Source organism: Streptomyces sp. NPDC002328, assembly GCF_042890065.1.
GTDB lineage: Bacteria > Actinomycetota > Actinomycetes > Streptomycetales > Streptomycetaceae > Streptomyces.
Genome location: NZ_JBIARQ010000001.1, coordinates 101127 through 121632 on the forward strand (window position 1 = coordinate 101127; position 20506 = coordinate 121632).

Consider the following 20506-nt stretch of genomic DNA (forward strand, 5'->3'; position numbering starts at 1 on the left):
ATGCGCATCCCGAGCCGACGACGACCACCGCGGGCCACGCTCGCCCTGGCCGCCGCGGGGACGCTGCTCGCCCCGCTGCTCTCCGGCTGCTGGGCCGGGGCGGGCGGGTCCGGTTCCGGCGGCGACTCGATCAACGTCCTGATGGTCAACAACCCGCAGATGGTGGAGCTCCAGAAGCTCACCGCCGCCCACTTCACCGAACGGACCGGCATCCAGGTCCACTTCACCGTCCTGCCCGAGAACGACGTCCGCGACAAGATCAGCCAGGACTTCGCCAACCAGGCCGGCCAGTACGACGTGGCGACCCTCTCCAACTACGAGATACCGATCTACGCCCGCAACGGCTGGCTGCGCGAGATGGACTCCCACCTCGCGAAGGACCCCGCGTACGACGAACGGGACGTCCTCGGACCGATGCGGGAGTCCCTGACCGGCGACGACGGCAAGCTCTACGGCCAGCCCTTCTACGGCGAGTCGTCCTTCCTGATGTACCGCAAGGACGTGTTCGCCAAGGCGGGCCTGACCATGCCGGCGCACCCCACCTGGACCCAGGTCGCCGACCTCGCCGCGAAGGCGGACGGCGCCGAGCCCGGCATGAAGGGCATCTGTCTGCGCGGACTGCCGGGCTGGGGCGAGGTGATGGCCCCCCTCACGACCGTCGTGAACACCTTCGGCGGCACCTGGTTCGACGAGGACTGGAACGCCCGGCTGGACTCCCCCGAGTGGAAGAGGGCGACCGAATTCTACGTCGGACTGGTCCGCGAGCACGGCGAGTCGGGCGCCGCCCAGTCCGGCTTCGCCGAATGCCTGAACAACATGACCCAGGGCAAGGTGGCCATGTGGTACGACGCCACCTCCGCCGCCGGCTCCCTGGAGGCCGCCGGCTCCCCGGTGAAGGACAAGGTGGGCTACGCGCCCGCCCCCGTCGAGCGCACCGAGTCCTCCGGCTGGCTGTACACCTGGGCCTGGGGCATCCAGGACGCCTCCCGCAACGCCGACAAGGCCTGGCAGTTCGTCTCCTGGGCCTCCGGCAAGGAGTACGAGCAGCTGGTCGGCGAGGAGTTCGGCTGGGCCAACGTCCCGGCCGGCAAACGCGCTTCGACGTACGCCCGCCCCGCCTACCGCGCGGAGGCCGCCGCCTTCCAGGAGATGACGAGGCAGGCCATCGAGGCCGCCCGCCCGAACGACCCCGGCGTACAGCCGCGTCCCGCGCCCGGCATCCAGTTCGTCGGCATACCCGAGTTCACCGACCTCGGCACCAAGGTCTCCCAGGAGATCAGCGCGGCCGTCGCCGGACGCCAGTCCGTCGAGTCGGCCCTGAACAAGTCCCAGCAGCTCGCCGAGCGCATCTCCGAGGAGTACGAGGGACGATGACCGCGACGACGACGGCCCCCCTGGCCACCGCCCCCGTGCACCGCCCGCGCCGGCCCTCCGCCCGGCTGCGCGCCTGGGCCACCCGCGCCCCGCTGCTCCCCGCCCTGATCTTCATGGTCGCCGTGACCCAACTCCCGTTCGTGGCCACGCTGGTGATCTCCTTCTTCGACTGGAACGCGCTCTACCCCGACGCCCGCCGCTTCACCGGCCTGGACAACTACCGCCAGGTGCTGGGCGACGCCGATCTGCGCCGCTCGGTGTGGACGACGGTGCTGCTGACGGCGTCGGTGGTGCTGGCCTGTCTGGTGCTCGGTCTGCTGCTGGCGCTGCTGCTGGACCGGCGCTTCAAGGGCCGTGGCGTGGTCCGCACACTGCTGATCGCGCCGTTCCTGGTGGTGCCGGTGGCGGCGGCCCTGCTCTGGAAGCATGTGCTCTACAACCCCGAATACGGGCTGCTCAACGGGCTGTTGCACTATGCGGGCGGCCCGCAGCCCGACTGGATCTCCGACACCCCGCTGCTCGCCGTCGAGGCCTCGCTGGTCTGGCAGTGGACGCCGTTCATGATGCTGATCCTGCTGGCCGGACTGCAGAGCCGGGACCAGCAGCAGATCGAGGCCGCGCGGGTGGACGGCGCGAGCGACTGGCAGATCTTCCGCCATCTGACGCTGCCGCACCTGCGCCGCTACCTGGAGCTGGGCGCCCTGCTCGGCTCGATCTACATCGTGCAGAACTTCGACGCGGTCTTCACGATCACGTCCGGCGGCCTGGGCACGGCGAACCTGCCCTACACCGTCTACCAGAGCTTCTACCAGGCCCATGAGAACGGCCTCGCCTCCGCGGCGGGCGTCCTGGTGGTCATCGGCTCCCTCGTCATCGCGACCTTCGCCCTGCGGGTCGTCTCGTCCCTGTTCCGCGAGGAGGCGTCCCGCGCATGAAGGTCCTACGCTCCAGCGGCCCGGGCCTGGTGGCCTGGCTGGCCGGGATCGTGTTCTTCCTGCCGATCGCGTGGATGGCGCTGACGTCCTTCCACGCCGAGCAGGACGCGGCGACCAACCCTCCCTCGTGGGGCGCCGCGCTGACGCTCGACGGCTACCGCGAGTTCTTCGGCATGGACGGCGGGGCGAGCCCCTGGCCGTCCCTGGTCAACTCCACGGTGGCGTCGGTGGCGTCGACCCTGTGCGTGCTGCTGCTGGCGCTCCCGGCGGCGTACGCGCTGTCGATCCGCCCGGTGCGCAAGTGGACGGACGTCCTGTTCTTCTTCCTCTCCACCAAGATGCTCCCGGCGGTGGCGGGCCTGCTCCCGATCTACCTGTTCGCCAGGGACGCGGACCTGCTGGACAACATCTGGCTGCTGGTCGTCCTCTACACCTCCATGAACCTGCCGATCGCCGTCTGGATGATGCAGTCGTTCCTGGCGGAGGTACCGGTCGCGGTGATCGAGGCGGCGCGGGTGGACGGGGCACGGCTGCCGACGGTCCTCGCGCGCGTGGTCGCCCCGATCGCCCTGCCGGGCATCGCCGCGACGGCCCTGATCTGCTTCATCTTCAGCTGGAACGAACTGCTGTTCGCCCGGGTGCTCACGGGCGTGGTCGCGGAGACCGCGCCCGTCTTCCTCACCGGCTTCATCACCAGCCAGGGCCTGTTCCTGGCCAAGGTGTGCGCCGCGTCGCTCGTCATCTCCCTGCCGGTGCTCGCCGCGGGGTTCGCCGCCCAGGACAAACTGGTCCAGGGCCTGTCCCTGGGAGCCGTGAAATGAAGGCCGCCGTCATCGAGTCCGTGGGCCACGCCGTCGTCACCGAGGTCCCCGACCCGGCGCCCGGTCCGCGCGAGGTCGTCGTGGAGGTCGCGGCATGCGGCCTGTGCGGCACGGATCTGCACATCCTCCAGGGCGAGTTCGCCCCGAAGCTGCCGGTCGTGCCGGGGCACGAGTTCGCCGGGGAGGTGGTCGGCGTCGGCGCGCGGGTCACGGAGGTCGCGGTCGGCGACCGGGTCGCGGTGGACCCGTCGCTCTACTGCCACGAGTGCCGCTACTGCCGCACGGGCCACGACAACCTGTGCGAGCGGTGGGGCGCGATCGGCGTGACGACGGCCGGCGGCGCGGCGCAGTTCGCGGTGGCGCCCGTGGCGAACTGCGTGAAGCTGCCCGAGCACGTCCGCACCGAGGACGCGGCGCTGGTGGAACCGCTGTCGTGCGCGGTACGGGGTTACGACGTGCTGCGCTCCCGCCTCGGGGCGCACGTCCTGATCTACGGCTCCGGGACGATGGGGCTGATGATGCTGGAGCTGGCGAAGCGGACGGGCGCGGCGGGGGTCGACGTCGTCGACGTGAACCCGTCCCGTCTGGAGACGGCCCGCCGGCTGGGCGTCTCCGGGGCGGCGGCGAACCCGGACGAGCTGGACCGGCCCGAGGGGTGGGACGTGGTCGTGGACGCCACGGGCAACGCGGCGGCGATCCAGGACGGCCTGGAGCGGGTGGCCAAGGCGGGCACGTTCCTCCAGTTCGGGGTGGCGGACCACGGGACGCGGGTGACGATCGACCCGTACCGGATCTACAACCGGGAGATCACCATCACGGGGTCGATGGCGGTCCTCCACAGCTTCGAGCGGGCGGCGGGGCTGTTCGCGAACGGGGTGCTGGACCCGGAGGTGTTCATCAGCGACCGCGTTCCGCTGGACCGGTATCCGCAGGCGCTGGAACAGTTCGCGGCGGGGGTGGGCCGCAAGATCCTGGTGATGCCGTAGGGCTTTTCTCGCCCCCGCCGCCCTTTCCCGTCCCGTCCCCGGGGGCTGGCGCCCCCGGACCCCCGCTGTCGGCCCTGAACGGGCCTCGTCCTCAAACGCCGGACGGGCTGCATGTCCTCACCCTCCGATCGGGCGGTGGGTGGGCATAGGCCGGGGGTCTGGGGGCGCAGCCCCCGGGGACGGGACGGGTAGGGGCGGCGGGGGCGAGAAAGCCGACGGTAAGGGAACGGCAAAACGGCCTCGCTCGTTCATGTGGCATGACAGCTATGACCCCCGGCTCGAACATCCCCCTCTCCGCCACCCGCGTGGCGGTGGACGTCACCGCCCCCGTGCGCCTCGACGTCTCGAGCCTGCTGCTCACCGCCGACGGCAAGGTGCGCTCCGACGACGACTTCATCTTCTACAACCAACCGAACGGCCCCGGCGTGACGTACCGCTCCGGCGGCGGTACGGCCCCCGACGCGATCACGGTCGACACGGCCGCCGTCCCCCCGGGCATCGAGAAGATCGTCGTCACCGCGAGCCCGGACGCCGCGGGGCAGACGTTCCAGGGCATCGAACCGACGGCGACGATCCGCAACGCGGACGACGGCGGCGTCCTGGCCACCTTCACGCCCCCGCAGCTCGGCGCCGAGACGGCGCTGGTGATCGTGGAGATCTACCTGCGCAACGGCGCGTGGAAGGCCCGGGCGGTGGGCCAGGGGTACGCCGACGGTCTGGCCGGCATCGCCACCGACTTCGGCGTGACGGTGGAGGAACCGGCCGCGCCCGCACCGGCCGCCCAGCCCGCCGCGCCCGCCGCTCCCCCGGCTCCCGCCGCCCCCGTGACCCCCGCGGCCGCCGCCCCGCCGATGCCCCAGTCGCCTCCCCCGGCGCCGCCCGCCGCCGCTCCCGGCGCCGGCAAGATCAACCTCGACAAGGGCCGCGTCAGCCTCCAGAAGAACCAGACCGTCTCCCTCATCAAGGGCGGCCAGCCCCTGCTGTCCCAGGTCAAGATGGGCCTCGGCTGGGAGCCGGCGTACCGCGGCCGGGACATCGACCTGGACGCCTCGGTCATCGCCTACGGCCCGCAGCGCAACCACATCGACAGCTGCTACTTCGGCAAGCTGACCATCGTCGGCGGCGCGATCAAGCACTCCGGGGACAACCTCACCGGTGAGGGCGGCGGGGACGACGAGGTGATCGCCGTCGATCTGGGCCGTCTCCCGCAGGAGGTCACGGGCCTGGTCTTCACGGTGAACTCGTTCTCCGGGCAGAAGTTCACCGAGGTGGCGAAGGCCTACTGCCGGCTGCTGGACGCCACGACCGGCGAGGAGCTGGTCCGCTTCGACCTCACCAGCGCCGAACCGCAGACGGGCGTCATGATGGCGAAGCTGATCCGCCAGTACTCCGGCGAGTGGGAGATGACCGCCATGGGCGAGTTCGTGAAGGCCCGGACGGTCCGGAACATGGTGAAGCCGGCGGCGCAGGCGCTCTGACCCACCACCTGGCATCCCCCACCCTGACATCTCCCGCAGTCGCGGGCGCCCTCCCTCAGGCGGAGGCGCGCCCGCCGCCGGGCTCAGCGGGCCGGGCGCAGTCCCTCCGTCAGCAGCGTCACGTACCGCCGGATGCTCCCGCAGCCGCCGTCCCCGCCGACCAGTTCCGCCGCCGACGCCAGGCCGTGCGCCAGCCGCAGCACCTCCATGGGCTCGACGTCCGCCCGCAGGGTCCCCTCCCGCTGCGCCGCCTCCACCAGCCGGGCCGCCGCGTCCTTCACGCTGGTGGCGCAGGCCGGGACGGCCCGGCCTGCGCCGTCGGTGACGGCCGAGCCCAGCAGCGCCTTCATCCCGCGGACCTGGAGCGTTCCGACGCACAGCTCGTTCAGCCAGGCCACCAGCGCCTCCCCCGGCGGCAGTCGCGCGCCGAGTTCGTCGGCGCGGACCGCGAACGCCTCGACCCGGTCGACGTAGGCCGCCTCCAGCAGCGCCTGCCGGGTCGGGAAGTGCCGGTACAGCGTGCCGGAGCCGACGCCGGCGCGCTTGGCGATGTCGTCGAGGGACGCGCCCTCCCCGTGCTCGGCGAAGGCCTCCGCCGCCGCCGTCAGCAGCCGCTCGTAGTTGCGGCGGGCGTCCGCGCGCATGGGCCTGGCCCGCGTCATCCAGCGCCTCCTTCGTCCGGCACCCAGCGCGGCACGTCGCCCGGCCGGCAGTCCAGCGTGCGGCAGGCCGCGTCCAGCGTGGTGAACCGTACCGCCTTCGCGCGGCCGTTCTTCAGCACGGCGATGTCGGTAGGCGTGATGCCGACGACGATCGCCATCAGACCACCTCGGCGATCTCGGCCTGGAGGTCCGTCGCCTTGTGCAGGAGGCTGCGCATGATGACCATGAGCATCGCGAACGCGGCGGCCACGCCGAGGCCCGCGGTCGCGGCGGCCAGCGCGCCCTCGACGTCCATGCCGTCGCCGGGCGAGGGGATCTCGGCCAGGGCCAGATGCCCGGCGACCCCGAGCGCCAGCACCGTCGCCACGACCGCGGAGCCGATGATGACGTCGACCCAGCGGAAGGCCAGCGGGGTGAAGATCGCGTCGCGTTCGACCGCGGTGAGCAGCATCCACACCGCGAAGAGCCCGACCTGGACGCAGACGACCTCGATGATCGCCACCGTTGTGTAGGGTCCCGCGAACGGCGCGTAGGGCGGGAAGCGGTCGACCTCATCGGCTGCCGCGCCCGGGATGACCACGAGCTGACCGAAGAGACCGAGCAGGATCGCCAGGACGATGCCGGCCCGGAGCGCGGCGATGAAGATTCGATGCATATATCGATTCTCGATGGATACCGATCGAAAATCAATCGATGCGGTGATCAACCTTTTGGCCGTGATCACCATCGGGGGCGGTGAGCAGCGCGGCCAGCCCGGCGAGCAGCTGCCGTTCGCCCCCGCTCTGGGCGAGGGCCGGTCCGAGCTCGCGCAGCTGCGGGAACTCGGCGGGCGGGAGCCGGTGCAGGCCGAGCCGGAAGGCCGGGTCGGTCTCGTCGGGGGCGTCCACGGTCTGCCGGAGTTCGATGACGATGTAGCCGAGCACCCAGGACAGGAACCTGCGGTAGAGCGTCAGCGCGCGCTCGTCGTCCATGCCTGATCCCCGCAGCAGGGCCAGCACGCGTTCATGGCAGCGCAGCACCGCGCGCGGGCGGCGGGCGAAGGGGACGCTGAGGGGGCGGGTGGCGACGAGCGGCACGACGCGGGGATGGGCGAGCGCCATCCGGTAGATCGCGAGGGCCTGCTGTTCCAGCCCCTCCCGCCAGGCGATCACCCCCGCCTCCTCCGCCGCCGCCCCGTCCGCTCCCGCCGTCACCCTGCCCGCCCCCGCCGTCACCTCGTCCGCGCGCGTCAGTGGTTCCTCGGCGTCCAGGAACAGCGTCTCCACCATCCCGTCGAGCAGGTCGTCCTTGCTGGGCGTGTAGCGGTACAGCGCCATCGCCTCCACGCCCAGCTCGTCGGCGACGCGGCGCATGCTCAAGGCCGCCAGGCCCTCCCGGTCCACCACCGCGACCGCCGCCCGCAGCACCCTCTCCCGCGTCAGCCGCTCCCGGCCCCGCACGGTCTCCTCGGCCACCACCTGCCGCACCTCCTGCACCCCGGGCTCCCCTTGACCCGCTTACGACGTAAGCGCACCCTGGAAAAATACGGTGTAAATGTACACAAGAAGCATATATCCCACACAGCGGAACAGGACAGCACGATGACGACACAGGCACACCGGCCGCAAGGCCAGTTCGACACCCTGGTGCGCGCCCTCGCGGACGAGATGTCCCGGCGCTCCGGCGACATAGCCCACCCCGCGGCGTACGACGACGGCCGGACGGACGGCGGGCCGCGGGCGTTCGGCGCAGAGGCCGTCGACGCCGGCATCGCCCCGTCGACGCGCCGCAGCGGGCTGTACGTCCGCGCGGCGCTGGTCCCGGGGGACGACGCCGCGGGGAGCGACGGAGCCGCGCGGCCCGACATGGATGCCGTCCCGCCCGCCCCGCCGCTCGGCCTGTTCGAGGACCTGCGGGTGGACGTGGACGGTCCGGCCCCCACGATGACCGTCTCCGGCCGTCTCTGGCGGCTCACCGCCGGCGGTCTCACCTGGATCGCGCGGGTCGCCGAGCAGCCGGACGGCTCGTACGCCGGCCCCGTCGTCTTCCGCGACGGCAACCCCGCGCTGCGCCCCGCCGCCTCCGTGCAGGTACGGCTCACCGGCCGGCCGCCGCTGCAACGGCTCGGCGCCCTGGTGACGTTCAGAAGCCCGGGGGCCGCCGACCGGACCCTCGGCTACGCCTTCCGCCGGCCGGGTTTCCGCGAGGTCGGCATCGAGTTCGACCAGGTGGAGGGCGCCGTCCGGACGGACGTGTACGCCCTGCACGACCATCCGCTGCGGCCCCCCGACCTCCCCGATCTCACGCTGAGCGTGGAGGACGCGTTCACCCGACAGGGCATCGACGTCACCCGCACCCGCGGCGGCGACACGATCCCGCTGTCCGCCGCCGCGAACGACGTCTGGTCGAACATCGAGATGCACGACGCCATGCAGGCCCACTGGTCCGAGTGGAAGCCCGGCCCGACCGGCCAGGGCGTCGCCCAGTGGCAGGTGTGGACGCTGTTCGCGGGCCGGCACGACCGGGGGACGGGCCTCGGCGGGATCATGTTCGACTTCGAGGGCGCGGTCCAGCGGCAGGGCTGTGCGGTGTTCTCGGACTCGTTCATCTCCGAGGAGCCGCCGGGCGATCCCGCGCCCCAGGCCTTCGCGCGCCGCATGCGGTACTGGACCGCGGTGCACGAGATCGGGCACTGCTTCAACCTGTGGCACTCCTGGCAGAAGACGGCGGCGGAGGACAGCCTCTGGATGTCGATTCCGGACGAGCCCGAGGCCCGCAGCTTCATGAACTACCCGTTCAACGTGGTGGGCGGCCCGGACTCCTTCTTCGCCGACTTCCGGTACCTGTTCTCGGAGAACGAGCTGCGCTTCCTGCGGCACGCCCCCGAGCGCTTCGTCCAGCAGGGCGGCCTCCCGTGGGGCGACGAGCACGCCTTCGAACAGGTGCGCCGCGAGACCGCCGCCGGCCCGCTGACGCTGTCCCTGCGCGTGAACCGCGAGCCCGGCCCGGACGGCGCCCACCGCTACGGGATGCTGGAGCCGGTGATCGGCGAACTCAAGCTCGCCAACACCTCGGCCGCCCCCGTCATGGTGGACAAGAACGTGCTGAGCGGCGACGAACTCGGCGTCGTCGTCCAGCGCGGCGGGGCCGCCGAGGCCCGGATGCGCCGCCCCTACCTGCACTACTGCCGGCAGCGCGAGCCCGTGGTGCTCCAGCCCGGGGAGGCGCTCTACCACGCCCTCGTGCTCGGCTCCGGCGTCGGGGGCTGGCAGATCGCCGAACCCGGGACGTATCGCGTGTACGCGGCGCTGCGCACCGTCGGCGATCCGGCGGGCCGGGCGGCGACGGCCGCCGCCGACGGGGCCGCGCAGGGACAGCTCCTGGCCGCGCCGCTCAGCGTGCGGGTGGAGCGCCCGGCGGGGCGTGAGCAGGAGCGGCTCGCGGACGACGTCCTCACCGACGAGGTCGGGCGCGTCCTCGCCCTCGGCGGCAGCCGTGTCATGGACCGCGCCAACAAGGTGCTGGAGGAGGTCGTCGACCGGATCCCCGAGGAGGCGGTGGCCACGCATGCCGCCTCCTGCCTGATGACGGCGTCGGCCGTGCCGGGCAAGGTGCTGCGCGAGGGGCAGATCCGCCAGGACTCGCTGGGCCTGGAGACCGGCCGGCTGGCCGAGCGCGCCTACGGCGACCTCGACGCGGCGGCCGAGACGCTCGGCCACATCCGGCTGACCCGCGCCGTCGAGCAGGTCGCCGGCGCACGCCACGACCGGGAGGAGGGCGCGCCGGCCGCCCGGCTGCTGACCGACCTCGCCCGGACCCTGGAGCGTCGCGGGGTCAAGCCCTCCGTGGTGCAGGAGGTGCGGGAACTGGGCCGCAGGCTCGCCGCCGAGGGCTGACGGCGGGCAGGAGATTCCGGTCCGTACCGCAACCGCTACGCGGTACCACCTCGGGTTCCTGTTTCACAGGCCACTGGCGACCGGTGAGGGTCGGTCTTACACGGCCTCCGCAGGCCTGACTTCCCGCCCGTCCGGCGGTAGGTCCGACGACTACGCAGCCGGACAAGGCGCGCCCGGGTGTAGCGGCTTGCTCTCCAGCAGCCCCTGGTCCACGAGCCGCGTGAAGGCCTCGCGCACCGGCGCCCGGGACAGCCCTAGGCGCTCGGCGAGCTCGGCGTCGCGCACCACCGCGACAAGGAGGCGGACAGGGGGATGCGCCAGGGGACCGCGCACACGGGCGCGAGCCCCTCGCAGTGCGTGCGGCGTCGGGCGGCGCGTCCGGTCAGCCGCGCCGCTGGCGCTTCCAGGGGCCGGTGATGGCGAGCATGATGCCGGGGGTCTGGATGTTCGCGTACAGCGTGCGGCCGTCCGGGGAGAAGGTGACGCCGGTGAACTCGCTGTATTCCGGGTCGTCTTCGGTGCCCTGGTTCAGGTCGTTGCGGGCGATCGGGTAGGTGCGGCCGGAGTCGGTGGCGCCGAACAGGTGCTGGACGCCCTCGCCGTCCTCGGCGATGACCAGTCCGCCGTAGGGGGAGACGGTGATGTTGTCGGGGCCGTCGAGGGCGCCGTCCGCCGAGGGGTCGGGGTTGACGCCGAGGAGGACCTTCAGGGTGACGGTGCGGCGCTTGGGGTCGTAGAACCAGACCTGGCCGTCGTGCGCGGCGCCGGGGCTCTCGGCGCGGGCGTACGAGGAGACGATGTAGGCGCCGCCGTCGGCCCACCACATCCCCTCCAGCTTGCGGGCGCGGGTGACCTCGCCGGCGGCGAACTGCTTGCGCACGTCGACGGTCTTCGCGTCGCGGTCGGGGACGTCGATCCAGTCCACGCCGTACACCGTGCCGATCTTCGTGGCGCGGGAGAGGTCGTCGACGAACTTGCCGCCGGAGTCGAAGCACTTGGGGGCCTGGAGGACGCCGGCGTCGTCGGCGAGGGTGCGGAACCGGCCGCGGCCGTGCTCGAAGCCCTTCGGGGGGACCCAGCGGAAGAAGAGGCCGTTGGGGCTCGCGGCGTCCTCGGTGAGGTAGGCGTGGCCGCGCCTCGGGTCGATGACGACGGCCTCGTGGTCGTAACGGCCGAAGAACTTCAGCGGCTTGGGATCGCGGTTGGCGCGGCGATCGCAGGGGTCGACCTCGAAGACGTAGCCGTGGTCCTTGGTCATGCCGTTGACGCCGGCCCGGTCGGAGTTCTCCTCGCAGGTGAGCCAGGTGCCCCAAGGGGTGCTGCCGCCCGCGCAGTTGGTGGAGGTGCCGGCGATGCCCACCCATTCGGCGACCCGGCCGCCGGGACGGACCTCGACGACCGTGCAGCCGCCGGCCGCGGCCGGGTCGTAGACCAGACCCTCGGTGAGCGGGACGGGGTGCTTCCAGTTGGCGCGGGGGCCCTTCAGCTCGTGGTTGTTGACGAGGAGGGTGGTGCCGCGCGGGCCCTCGAAGGCGGCCGTGCCGTCGTGGTTGGAGGGGGTGAACTCGCCCGACTCCAGTTTCGTCTTCCCGCTGTAGGTGATGACCCGGTAGCTGAATCCGGCGGGCAGCGCGAGGATGCCCTTCGGGTCGGGGACCAGCGGCCCGTAGCCGACACCGACCCCGCGGCGCGCGGCCTCCGGCGTGTCCTGCGCGCTCTCGGTGTCCGTGGACGCGAGGGCGTTGGGCGCGCTGGCGAGGGCGCCGACGCTGCCCGCCAACGCGACTCCGGCCCCGGTGACCGCGGATGTTCTGGCGAAGTCCCTGCGGGTGAGCGACATGGTGTCTCCTGAGACGGTGGCTGTGCCGTGAGGTGCGGCGAACCTCGGATCGGCGCCACGCTCCCGCCCACGCCTGAACAACGCCTGAACACAGGGCAGCTTCGGCTCCCCCGCTTGTGTGAACCCACCGGGTCGAGGGCGGGGACTCGTGGTGGCCGACGAGGGCTCTGGGCCGGCAGAGCCTCCGGGCTGTGGGTCGGGGATGTGGGTTCGGAACCTTGAGTTCGAGGGCTTTGGGCCTGGGCCGGCGGGGCTGTGGGCCCGGGGACTGGGGCCTGTCCGGCGGGGCTGTGGGCCCGGGGCCTGGGGCCTGTCCGGCGGGGCATGCCGGAGGCTCCCTCCAGCTTTCCGTCGGACGTACCGAGCCCCGCTCGCCCCCGCCGAGGAACCACCGCAGGTTCCCGTGACCGGAGCCGCCGGGCAGGCCTAGCCCTGCTGGGACCTGGCCTTGAAAGCCGCCTTGCGGGCCTCCTTGGCGATGCGCTTGTCGGGGTGGAGGCGGCCCATTGCCTCCAGTACGTCGGGGGTGGCCGGGTGCTCGACGCGCCAGGCTGCCGCGAAGAAGCCGCTGTGCTGCTGGGCCAACCCCTCGACCAGGGACTGGAGTTCCTCGGAGTTGCCCTCGGCGGCCAGTTGGGCGGCCACGGTGTCGATGGTGAGCCAGAAGATCATGGCCTCCGACGGAGGCGGTACGTCGGTGGCGCCCAGCTCGGTCAGCCAGACCCGGGCGAGGCCGCCCAGTTCGGCGTCGTCGAGCACCTCCCGCACGGCCGGCTCAGCCTGGGGCCCCACCAGGGACAGCGCCTCCTGACAGCGCAGCCGGCGCAGCGGCGCACCCTCGTCGGAGCCGCGGGCGGCGGCCAGCAACTCCCGCGCGGCGGCGAGGGGTTCGCGCTGGGCGAGCCACTGCTCGGTCTCGGCGCGGGCGGCGAGCGGCCCGTAGCCGGCGCTGCCGTCGAGGAGGACGTCGGCGCCCTTGTCGGCGAGCTCGCCGACGGCCGGCACGGTGAACCCGGCCTCCAACAGCCGCGCCCGCAGCCCGTACAGGCCGAGCGGGGTGAGCCGGACCATGCCGTAACGGGCGACGTCTGTGTCGTCGTCGACCGGTGAGGCGGGGGCCTCGGCGGACTCACGCATGAGCGCCTCGTCCACCGGCCGGTAGGAGACCAGCCCGATCGGCTCCAGCAGGCGGAACTGGTCGTCGAGGCGCATCATCGCGTCGGAGACCTGCTCCAGCATGTCGTTGGTGGGCTCGGCCGCGTCCCCGGGGACGATCATCGAGGCGGCGAGCGCGGGCAGCGGGACGGGCGCCTCGCCGGGGCTGTCCTCGCCGACGGTCAGCAGGTAGAGGTTGCCGAGCACGCCGTCGAGGAAGGCGGCCTCCCGCTCGGGGTCCCAGTCGAGCCGGGAGAGGTCGACCTGGCCGAGCCCGCCCTCGGAGTCGACGGCCTCGATCAGATCGTCGAGGTCGGGCACGCTCGCGTCGGCGAGGACCGTCTCCAGGGCGACGAGCCAGAGGGCGAGCACGTCCTGCGGGGAGCCGCCGGTCAGCAGCGCGAGGTCCTCGCCCGCGGCGACGGCGCCGGTCTCCTCGTCGACGATCTCGACGAGCCCGGTGTCCAGCGCGACCCGCCACGCCTCGCTCGCGCAGGCGGCGGCCTCGTCGCCGGTGAGGCCGAGCACCTCGGCCGCGGCCGGCAGCTGCTCGTCGACGAGTCCGCCCCCGGCGTCGACACGCGTCTCGGGCCCGGCCCAGCGGGCGAGGCGCGCGGCGCGCAGGAGCAACGGGGTCGACAGCGCGTCGCGCGCCAGCTCCGCTTCGGAGTGCAGCCGTACGGGCGGCAGGGGGGAGCTGTCTGACATCGGCTGGTTCTCCTAGGACGCGTCGTGCCACTCGGTCACTCAGCCTAGACGGATATCCACCCATGCCGCCCGGTTCATCTCCCGTACGGCATCCGTACATGGCTGAAACCTTGACAACTGGCGTGACCAGGCAGGAGATTGACGCGCGTAGAAGTTGGGGGGACAGGTGTTCACTGATTTTCTCCGCGCGTCCGTCCGCGCCCCACGCCTCACCCTCGTCCCGGCGCTCATGTACGTCCCCCGGAGGGAACCCGTTGCCTAGCAGGTCTTCCGCGCGCCTCGCCGCGCTCACCGTCGCCGCCGTCTGCTCCGCGGCGTCCACCGTCGTCATCGCCTCGCCCGCGCAGGCCGACGCCGTGCGCATCCACGACATCCAGGGCACCACCCGGATATCCCCGTACGCCGGCCAGCAGGTCACGGACGTGGCCGGAATCGTCACCGGGGTGCGCACCTACGGCTCCTCCAGAGGTTTCTGGATCCAGGACCCGAACCCGGACACGGACGTCGCCACCAGTGAGGGCGTGTTCGTCTTCACCAGCTCCACCCCGAAGGTCGCCGTCGGCGACTCCGTCACCGTGACCGGCACCGTCACGGAGTTCGTCCCCGGCGGCGCGTCGACCGGCAACCAGTCGGTGACCGAGATCGTGCGGCCGACGGTCACCGTCGTCTCCAGCGGCAACCCGGTCCCGGCCGCGACCGTCGTCAACGCCGGGACGGTCCCGAACAAGTACGCCCCCGACGGCGACCCCGCCGCGAACAACTCGATCAACGGCCTGACCCTGCGGCCGCGGAAGTACGCCCTGGACTACTACGAGTCCCTGGAGGGCCAGAACGTCCAGGTCGCGGACACGCGCGTGGTCGGCGCGACCGACCCGTACACCGAGCTGTGGGTCACGGTGAAGCCGCACGAGAACCCGAGCGGCAACGGCGGCACGGTGTACGGCTCGTACAAGACGCCGAACACCGGCCGGATCCAGATCCAGTCGCTCGGCGCGACGGCCGCCTTCCCGAAGGCGAACGTCGGCGACGTCCTCGAGGGCGTGACCGCGGGCCCGCTGGACTACAACCAGTTCGGCGGCTACACCCTGGTCGCGAACCGGATCGGCACGCTGAAGAGCGCCGGCCTGGAGCGTGAGACCACCGAGGCGCAGCAGACGGGCGAGCTGGCCGTCGCGACGTACAACGTCGAGAACCTCGACCCGGGCGACGCCACCTTCGATGAGCACGCCGCCGCGATCGTGCGCAGCCTCCAGTCGCCCGACATCGTGTCCCTGGAGGAGATCCAGGACGACAACGGCGCGAAGAACGACGGCACGGTCGGCGCCGGCCAGACGGTGCGCAAGCTGATCGACGCGATCGTCGCCGCGGGCGGCCCGCGCTACGACTGGCGCTCCGTGGACCCGGTGAACAACGCCGACGGCGGCGAGCCGGGCGGCAACATCCGCCAGGTGTTCCTGTTCAACCCGGAGCGGGTCTCCTTCACGGACCGCGCGGGCGGCGACGCCACCACCGCGGCCGGGGTGACCGGGGTCCGCGGCAAGGCGGCCCTGACGGTCTCCCCCGGCCGGATCGACCCGGCGAACGCGGCCTTCAACTCCAGCCGCAAGCCGCTGGTGGGCGAGTTCGTCTTCCGTGACCGCACGGTCTTCGTGATCGCCAACCACTTCAACTCCAAGGGCGGCGACCAGGGTCTGACCTCGCAGTACCAGCCGGCGGCGCGCAGTTCGGAGGTCCAGCGCCACCAGCAGGCGGCCCTGGTCAACGGCTTCGTCAAGGACATCCTGGACCTGGAGCGCAAGGCGTCCGTCATCGCGCTCGGCGACATCAACGACTTCGAGTTCTCCGGCACCGCGGACGTCCTCGAAGGCGACGGCGAGCTGTGGTCGGCGATCAAGTCCCTGCCGACGAACGAGCGTTACTCGTACGTCTACCAGGGCAACAGCCAGGTCCTCGACCAGATCCTGGTCAGCCCGGCCATCCGGCGCGGCGTCTTCGAGTACGACAGCGTGCACGTCAACTCGGAGTTCCACGACCAGATCAGCGACCACGACCCGCAGGTGCTGCGCTTCCAGCCGTAAGGCCTGCGCTTTCAGCCGTGGGCCGCAGGCCTCGTCAACTGGGCCGGCTGAACACGCCGTTCAGCCAGCCCTGCCAGGCGAGTTCGTTCGCCTTGGCGTCGGCGTCCGGCGCGAAGTCGTGGACGCTGACGCCGACGGGCGCGCCCCAGTGGTTGCGTCCGAAGAAGCGGATCAGCGCGTGGTCCGTGCGCAGCCCGACGAAGTAGGGGTTGCGGAAGTCGAGTACGGCGTCCACCGGTCGCCCCTCGGGCCCGTGGGCGCGTACCCGCTCGCCGGCCGCGTCGCCGTCGGCGAGGCCGAGCGCCCGGCCGACGGCGGCGAAGGCGTCGGGGGCCTTGGACGCCTCGGGCCCCTCGAAGGTCGCGAAGGCCACCGGGCGGGGCGCGAAGTGCGTGAGGTACTCGCGCAGGGTGTGCAGATAGAACTCGGTGTGCTTGCTCGCGCCGTCGTACTGGTTGTCCCAGTCGTCGGTGAAGACGCCGCTGTGCACGTACCGCACCCAGGCGCGGCGTCCGCCGTCCCGCGCCTCGATGGTGTGCTCCAGCTGGTTGGCGCTCTGGACGGAGAAGCCGACGTCCTCGCTGCGAATGGTGAGGTGGTGCGGCGGGTCCCAGGCGGTGACGGTGGAACCGAAGGCCGCCGCGCCCCCGACCCGGGGCTCGGGCGGATCCATCGGCCACAGATAACCCCCGGTGCCTTCGGTGATCGCCTCCCAGACCTGCTCCGGAGAGGCGTCGACCTCAAACTCACGGACGATCTCGAATTCCCTGTCCGTCGACGTGCTGTTCTGCGGCGTGCTGTTCTGCGACATGGCAAGCTCCTACTGGTTGTTCTCGGGGGAGGACTCGGGGCGAGCCTCGGGAAGGGCGGCGGGCCGCTCCTCGGCCGCGGGCCGCGCCTTGAGCGTCGGATGGACGGCGACCACGATCCGGTGATCCCGGCCCCGCTCGGCGTCCGGCGCGTCGTACTTGCGGATGAGCGCGGTGACGCCGACCGTCAGCTCCTGGACGAAGGCCGCGCGGTCGGCGGCGGAGGCGAAGCGGACCTCGCCGTCCAGGGCGTACGTCGCCAGCCGCTGGTCGGCCTTCGCCGCGCCGGTGATCAGCGAGCCGACGTCCCGCACCAGCCGTGCGCCGAGCGCGAGCAGCCAGCGCGCGGAGAGCTGGTCGCGGAAGCGGCCGGGATCCGGCTGCACCTCGGCCAGCGCCAGCGGCGAGATCACGTACGAGGCGGCGGTGGCGCGCATCAGCCGCTCGGTGACGTTGCCCTTGCGGCGCTCGCCGGCCAGTTCGACCAGACCGTGCCGCTCCAGCGCCTTCAGGTGGTAGTTCACCTTCTGCCGCGGCAGCCCCACCTTGCCGGCCAGCATCGCGGCCGACGCGGGGCCGGCCGCGAGCTCGGCCAGCAGCCGGGCCCGTATGGGGTCCAGGGAGACGGCCGCGGCCTCGGGGTCCTCGATGACGGTGACGTCCAACATGGGTCCACCGTCTCACCGAAAACTTTTTTTGTCCAGACAGTCAGAGTTTTCGGTGCGTGTCGGCGGCGGGCGTCATTCGGGCACGAGCCCGACGGCGTGCGTGTACCGGCTGCCGGTGACCTTCGTCAGCCCGGGGTAGGTCCGCACCCGCTCCCACTCGGGGGACGACGGCGCGGCCATGGCCTCCTCGTAGGCGCGCCCGCTCTCCCACTCGGCGTAGTTCAGGACGTGCGCCCCGTCGGCGCTGAGGTGGAAGTGGGCGGCGATCAGGCCGCGGTGGCCGTGGGGATCGTCCGCCAGGGCCTTCAGCACGACGTCCACCCAGTCGGCGCGCCGCCCGGCCGCCTCCGGTTCGAAGTCGATCCGCACGGTCGCGATCATCCCCGGGACCCGTACGTCCCCGGCGGCCCGTTCACGGCTGCGGTGACGCCGGTAGCGGTCGAGCGCCACCCGCTCGATGCCGGGGACGGCGGTGTCGATCTCGTCCACGCGCTCCTGGCGGTGCGTCTTCACGAAGGCCTCGAAGGCCTGCTCGGTCGTCCAGCGGGAGTGGTGCAGCAGGGTGGAGCCGTCATGGCCGGTGTAGAGGTGGTAGCCGAGCAGGTCGGCGGTGGGCCAGGGCCGTCGCTCCCAGGTGTGCGCGACCGCCTCGACGGTACGGGCCTGGCGCTCGGGCGTGCCGACGCGCCAGGTGCTGAAGAGGGGCGCGCCGGCGCGGGGGTCGGCGACGTCGGGGTGGGTCTCGGTTCGACGAGTCATGGCCCCCACCCTCCAACCTCAACCAAGATTCAGGTCAAGTGCGAGGTTCGCGGCCCCTTTTCGGGAAACCCGCAGGTCATGGAGGATGACGCCAAGGACCGTCCCGGCCGGTTGCCCGCACGATCCTGGTGGGCGGTGGCGCGGCGCACGGCGAAGGAACTGCTCGACGACGAACTCTCCGACCGGGCCGCCGCGTTGACGTACTACGGCGTGCTGTCCCTGTTCCCCGCCCTGCTGGTGATGGTGTCGCTGCTGGGCGTGGTCGGCCAACGCGCCACCGACGGGATCCTCGACAACATAGGGGAGTTGGCCCCCGGGCCGGCCCGGGACATCCTGCGCGACTCGGTCGTCCAGCTGGGCGAGAGCGGCGGGACGGGCAGCGTCCTGGCGGTCGTGGGCCTGCTCGCCGCGCTGTGGTCGGCGTCCGGTTATGTCGCCGCGTTCATCCGGGCGTCCAACGCGGTGTACGACCTCCCCGAGGGCCGCCCGGTGTGGAAGCTGACGCCGCTGCGGCTGGCGCTGACCGTGACGCTGATGCTGATGCTGGCGGCGAGCGCGCTGATCGTCGTCTTCACGGGACCGCTGGCCGAGCGCGCGGGCAGGCTGGTGGGGGCCGGCGACGCGGCGATCGCGGTGTGGGACGTCGCCAAGTGGCCGGTGCTGCTGCTCCTGGTGGTGCTGATGATCGCCCTGCTGTACTGGGCCGCCCCCAACGTCCGTGGCCGCGGCTTCCGTTGGATCTCCCCCGGCAGTGTCGTCGCCACCCTCATCTGGCTCGTCGCCTCCGCGGGCTTCGCGGTCTACGCGGCCAACTTCTCGCTCTACAACCGGACTTACGGCACGCTCGCGGGCGCCATCGTCTTCCTGGTGTGGCTGTGGCTGAGCAATCTGGCGATCCTGCTGGGCCTGGAGTTCGACGCGGAGCTGGCGCGGGAGCGGGCGATCGTGTGCGGCGGGCGGGAACGGGAGTCGGCGAAGACGCCGTACGCGGAACCGCATGCGGAGCCGTACGTGGAGCCGAGGGACACCCGGAAGTGGCCGGCCCGGCTGCGCTCGACGTGGGCGGCGACGCGCCGCGGCCGCTCGACCTCGTCGACCCAGTCGACCTCGGGGTGAACGACGTGGGGTGAACGACGCCGGCTGCGCCGTCGGACATGGTGGGACGCGATCGGACATGCGGAAGGGTCCGGCACCCGAACCGGGTGCCGGACCCTTCCGCACTCCGTGCGGAGCGTCCGCCGCTGATCAGCGACGACGGCCCGCTCGCCGCCGCCCCATCACACCGGCCGCGAGGAGCGCCACGCTCGCCGCCGCGGCGATGAGCACGGGGCGCGGGTGCTGCTGGGCGTAGCGCACCGGGGTGCGCAGCGTCCCGGGCAGGTCGCGGCTCGCGCGGGACGTCGTGTCCTGCACACCGTGGCGTGCGTGCGCGGCCTTGTCCTGGGCGGTGAGTGCCGCCTCCTTGGCCTTGTTCTGGGCGACGTGCCCGGCGCGGCCCGCCTTGTCCTGGACCGTGTGACCGGCCCGGCCCGCCTTGCTCTGGACGGTGTGGCCCGCGCGTCCGGCCTTCTGCTGCACGGTGTGGCCCGCCTGGGCGGCCGTGCTGCGGAGCTGGACCGTCATCGCGCCCGCGCGGTCCCTGAGGTCGGCCGCACGGGCGCGGGCCCGTCCACGGAGGTCCGTTTTCGCCGCCAACTCCTCGACGGTGTGGCCGAGTTGGTTTCGCGTCTCGGCTATCTGCCTGCGCAGCTCCGCCGCCGCTGTCCTGTCCGTCATCGATGCGCCCTTTCCCTGATCTCCTCGACGTCGGCCTTGACGCTGCCGATGGCTTCCTCGGGGGTGGGCGGCGCGGCCCGGCGCAGCTGCCTGCGGCCGGTCACGGCCAACACGGCGGCGATCGCGAACAGTACCGCCGTCACGATGAGCGCCGCGGCCCAGACGGGCAGCGCCAGCGAGAGTGCGGCGACGCCCGTCCCGGACAGGGCGAGCAGACCGGCGTAGGCGAACGCGCCCGCCCCGCCGAGCATTCCGCCGCCGCGCCCCGCGCGGCGACCCTTCTCGGCCAGCTCCTCCTTGGCGAGGGCGAGTTCCTGCCGTACGAGCCGGGAGAGCTGTTCACTGGCTTGGCCGACGAGTTCGCCGACCGAGTGGTGCCCGTCGTGGTGGACGGGCCGGGTGTCCGTGATCCCGGTCAAGGTGTTCCGCCTCCTCTCGGTTCCGGAACCACCGGGTACCCTGCCGGGCCGGTGCTACCCCTGCCCGGCAGGACCCCGCACGCCGCCCATAGGACGGTCGCACGTCCCGCCGACTCCTCCCCCGACACGCCCACCACCCCCACAGACACCACACCACAGCTAA

The 20506-nt window shown here is 72.3% G+C and carries 19 protein-coding genes and 1 pseudogene; 8 read left to right on the forward strand and 12 right to left on the reverse strand.

Annotated features, from left to right (window positions below):
• From ACFYX4_RS00485 to ACFYX4_RS00505, 5 genes are all read left to right on the forward strand, one after another.
• Complete coding sequence (locus ACFYX4_RS00485; RefSeq protein ID WP_389323404.1) at positions 1-1374, forward strand: ABC transporter substrate-binding protein; 1374 nt, start codon at positions 1-3, stop codon at positions 1372-1374.
• The gene (locus tag ACFYX4_RS00490; protein ID WP_389323407.1) at positions 1371-2309 is read left to right on the forward strand and encodes a carbohydrate ABC transporter permease; all 939 of its coding nucleotides are present in this window, start codon (positions 1371-1373) and stop codon (positions 2307-2309) included. Before ACFYX4_RS00485 ends, ACFYX4_RS00490 begins: the two co-directional genes overlap by 4 nt.
• A complete protein-coding gene (locus ACFYX4_RS00495) occupies positions 2306-3130 on the forward strand; it encodes a carbohydrate ABC transporter permease (RefSeq protein WP_389323410.1) in 825 nt (274 codons plus the stop codon). Before ACFYX4_RS00490 ends, ACFYX4_RS00495 begins: the two co-directional genes overlap by 4 nt.
• Positions 3127-4116 (forward strand): zinc-dependent alcohol dehydrogenase family protein, encoded by a 990-nt coding sequence (locus ACFYX4_RS00500; RefSeq protein WP_389323413.1) that lies wholly within the window; start codon positions 3127-3129, stop codon positions 4114-4116. Before ACFYX4_RS00495 ends, ACFYX4_RS00500 begins: the two co-directional genes overlap by 4 nt.
• Positions 4117-4382: 266 nt before the next feature.
• Positions 4383-5594, forward strand: a complete 1212-nt coding sequence (locus ACFYX4_RS00505) for a TerD family protein (protein WP_389326647.1) — start codon at positions 4383-4385, stop codon at positions 5592-5594.
• An 83-nt stretch (positions 5595-5677) separates the two neighbouring features.
• On the opposite strand, the gene ACFYX4_RS00510 is transcribed toward ACFYX4_RS00505, so the two are convergent.
• The 4 genes from ACFYX4_RS00510 to ACFYX4_RS00525 are packed head-to-tail and all read right to left on the reverse strand — an operon-like array spanning position 5678 to position 7731.
• Positions 5678-6256 carry a TetR/AcrR family transcriptional regulator gene (locus ACFYX4_RS00510; protein ID WP_389323416.1) on the reverse strand — a complete coding sequence of 193 codons (579 nt, stop codon included), beginning with the start codon at positions 6254-6256 and terminating at the stop codon, positions 5678-5680.
• Positions 6253-6414, reverse strand: a complete 162-nt coding sequence (locus tag ACFYX4_RS00515) for a helix-turn-helix domain-containing protein (protein WP_389323419.1) — start codon at positions 6412-6414, stop codon at positions 6253-6255. Before ACFYX4_RS00515 ends, ACFYX4_RS00510 begins: the two co-directional genes overlap by 4 nt.
• Positions 6414-6911, reverse strand: a complete 498-nt coding sequence (locus tag ACFYX4_RS00520; protein ID WP_389323422.1) for a DUF2975 domain-containing protein — start codon at positions 6909-6911, stop codon at positions 6414-6416. The genes ACFYX4_RS00515 and ACFYX4_RS00520 overlap by 1 nt, the downstream gene beginning before the upstream one ends.
• 31 nt (positions 6912-6942) lie before the next feature.
• On the reverse strand, positions 6943-7731 hold the full coding sequence (locus ACFYX4_RS00525) for a TetR/AcrR family transcriptional regulator (protein WP_389323425.1): 789 nt from the start codon (positions 7729-7731) through the stop codon (positions 6943-6945).
• A 105-nt stretch (positions 7732-7836) separates the two neighbouring features.
• Between ACFYX4_RS00525 and ACFYX4_RS00530 the strand changes: the two genes are divergently transcribed.
• The gene (locus ACFYX4_RS00530) at positions 7837-10131 is read left to right on the forward strand and encodes a hypothetical protein (RefSeq protein ID WP_389323428.1); all 2295 of its coding nucleotides are present in this window, start codon (positions 7837-7839) and stop codon (positions 10129-10131) included.
• A 183-nt stretch (positions 10132-10314) separates the two neighbouring features.
• On the opposite strand, the pseudogene ACFYX4_RS00535 reads toward ACFYX4_RS00530, so the two are convergent.
• The 3 genes and pseudogenes from ACFYX4_RS00535 to ACFYX4_RS00545 form a co-directional block, all read right to left on the reverse strand.
• Positions 10315-10464, reverse strand: a pseudogene (locus tag ACFYX4_RS00535) (GntR family transcriptional regulator); the annotation flags it as partial.
• Between the two features lie 49 nt (positions 10465-10513).
• Complete coding sequence (locus ACFYX4_RS00540; RefSeq protein ID WP_389323431.1) at positions 10514-11971, reverse strand: alkaline phosphatase PhoX; 1458 nt, start codon at positions 11969-11971, stop codon at positions 10514-10516.
• A gap of 426 nt (positions 11972-12397) precedes the next feature.
• Positions 12398-13834 (reverse strand): hypothetical protein, encoded by a 1437-nt coding sequence (locus tag ACFYX4_RS00545; protein ID WP_389323434.1) that lies wholly within the window; start codon positions 13832-13834, stop codon positions 12398-12400.
• A 254-nt stretch (positions 13835-14088) separates the two neighbouring features.
• Between ACFYX4_RS00545 and ACFYX4_RS00550 the strand changes: the two genes are divergently transcribed.
• Positions 14089-15912, forward strand: coding sequence for an endonuclease/exonuclease/phosphatase family protein (locus ACFYX4_RS00550; RefSeq protein WP_389323437.1), 1824 nt, complete (start codon positions 14089-14091; stop codon positions 15910-15912).
• A gap of 34 nt (positions 15913-15946) precedes the next feature.
• On the opposite strand, the gene ACFYX4_RS00555 is transcribed toward ACFYX4_RS00550, so the two are convergent.
• The 3 genes from ACFYX4_RS00555 to ACFYX4_RS00565 all read right to left on the reverse strand — a co-directional run bounded on the left by ACFYX4_RS00555 (position 15947) and on the right by ACFYX4_RS00565 (position 18148).
• On the reverse strand, positions 15947-16723 hold the full coding sequence (locus tag ACFYX4_RS00555; protein WP_389323440.1) for an SRPBCC domain-containing protein: 777 nt from the start codon (positions 16721-16723) through the stop codon (positions 15947-15949).
• 9 nt (positions 16724-16732) lie between these two features.
• Positions 16733-17389 (reverse strand): ArsR/SmtB family transcription factor, encoded by a 657-nt coding sequence (locus ACFYX4_RS00560; RefSeq protein ID WP_389323443.1) that lies wholly within the window; start codon positions 17387-17389, stop codon positions 16733-16735.
• 72 nt (positions 17390-17461) lie between these two features.
• On the reverse strand, positions 17462-18148 hold the full coding sequence (locus ACFYX4_RS00565) for a hypothetical protein (RefSeq protein ID WP_389323446.1): 687 nt from the start codon (positions 18146-18148) through the stop codon (positions 17462-17464).
• Positions 18149-18226: 78 nt separating this feature from the next.
• On the opposite strand from ACFYX4_RS00565, the gene ACFYX4_RS00570 reads away from it, so the two are divergent.
• The gene (locus tag ACFYX4_RS00570) at positions 18227-19264 is read left to right on the forward strand and encodes a YihY/virulence factor BrkB family protein (RefSeq protein WP_389323448.1); all 1038 of its coding nucleotides are present in this window, start codon (positions 18227-18229) and stop codon (positions 19262-19264) included.
• 129 nt (positions 19265-19393) lie between these two features.
• On the opposite strand, the gene ACFYX4_RS00575 is transcribed toward ACFYX4_RS00570, so the two are convergent.
• Both ACFYX4_RS00575 and ACFYX4_RS00580 read right to left on the reverse strand, forming a co-directional pair.
• On the reverse strand, positions 19394-19924 hold the full coding sequence (locus tag ACFYX4_RS00575; RefSeq protein ID WP_389323451.1) for a DUF3618 domain-containing protein: 531 nt from the start codon (positions 19922-19924) through the stop codon (positions 19394-19396).
• Entirely contained in the window at positions 19921-20343 is a 423-nt protein-coding gene (locus ACFYX4_RS00580; RefSeq protein WP_389323454.1) for a phage holin family protein, read from the reverse strand. The genes ACFYX4_RS00575 and ACFYX4_RS00580 overlap by 4 nt, the downstream gene beginning before the upstream one ends.
• Positions 20344-20506 lie beyond the last annotated feature (163 nt).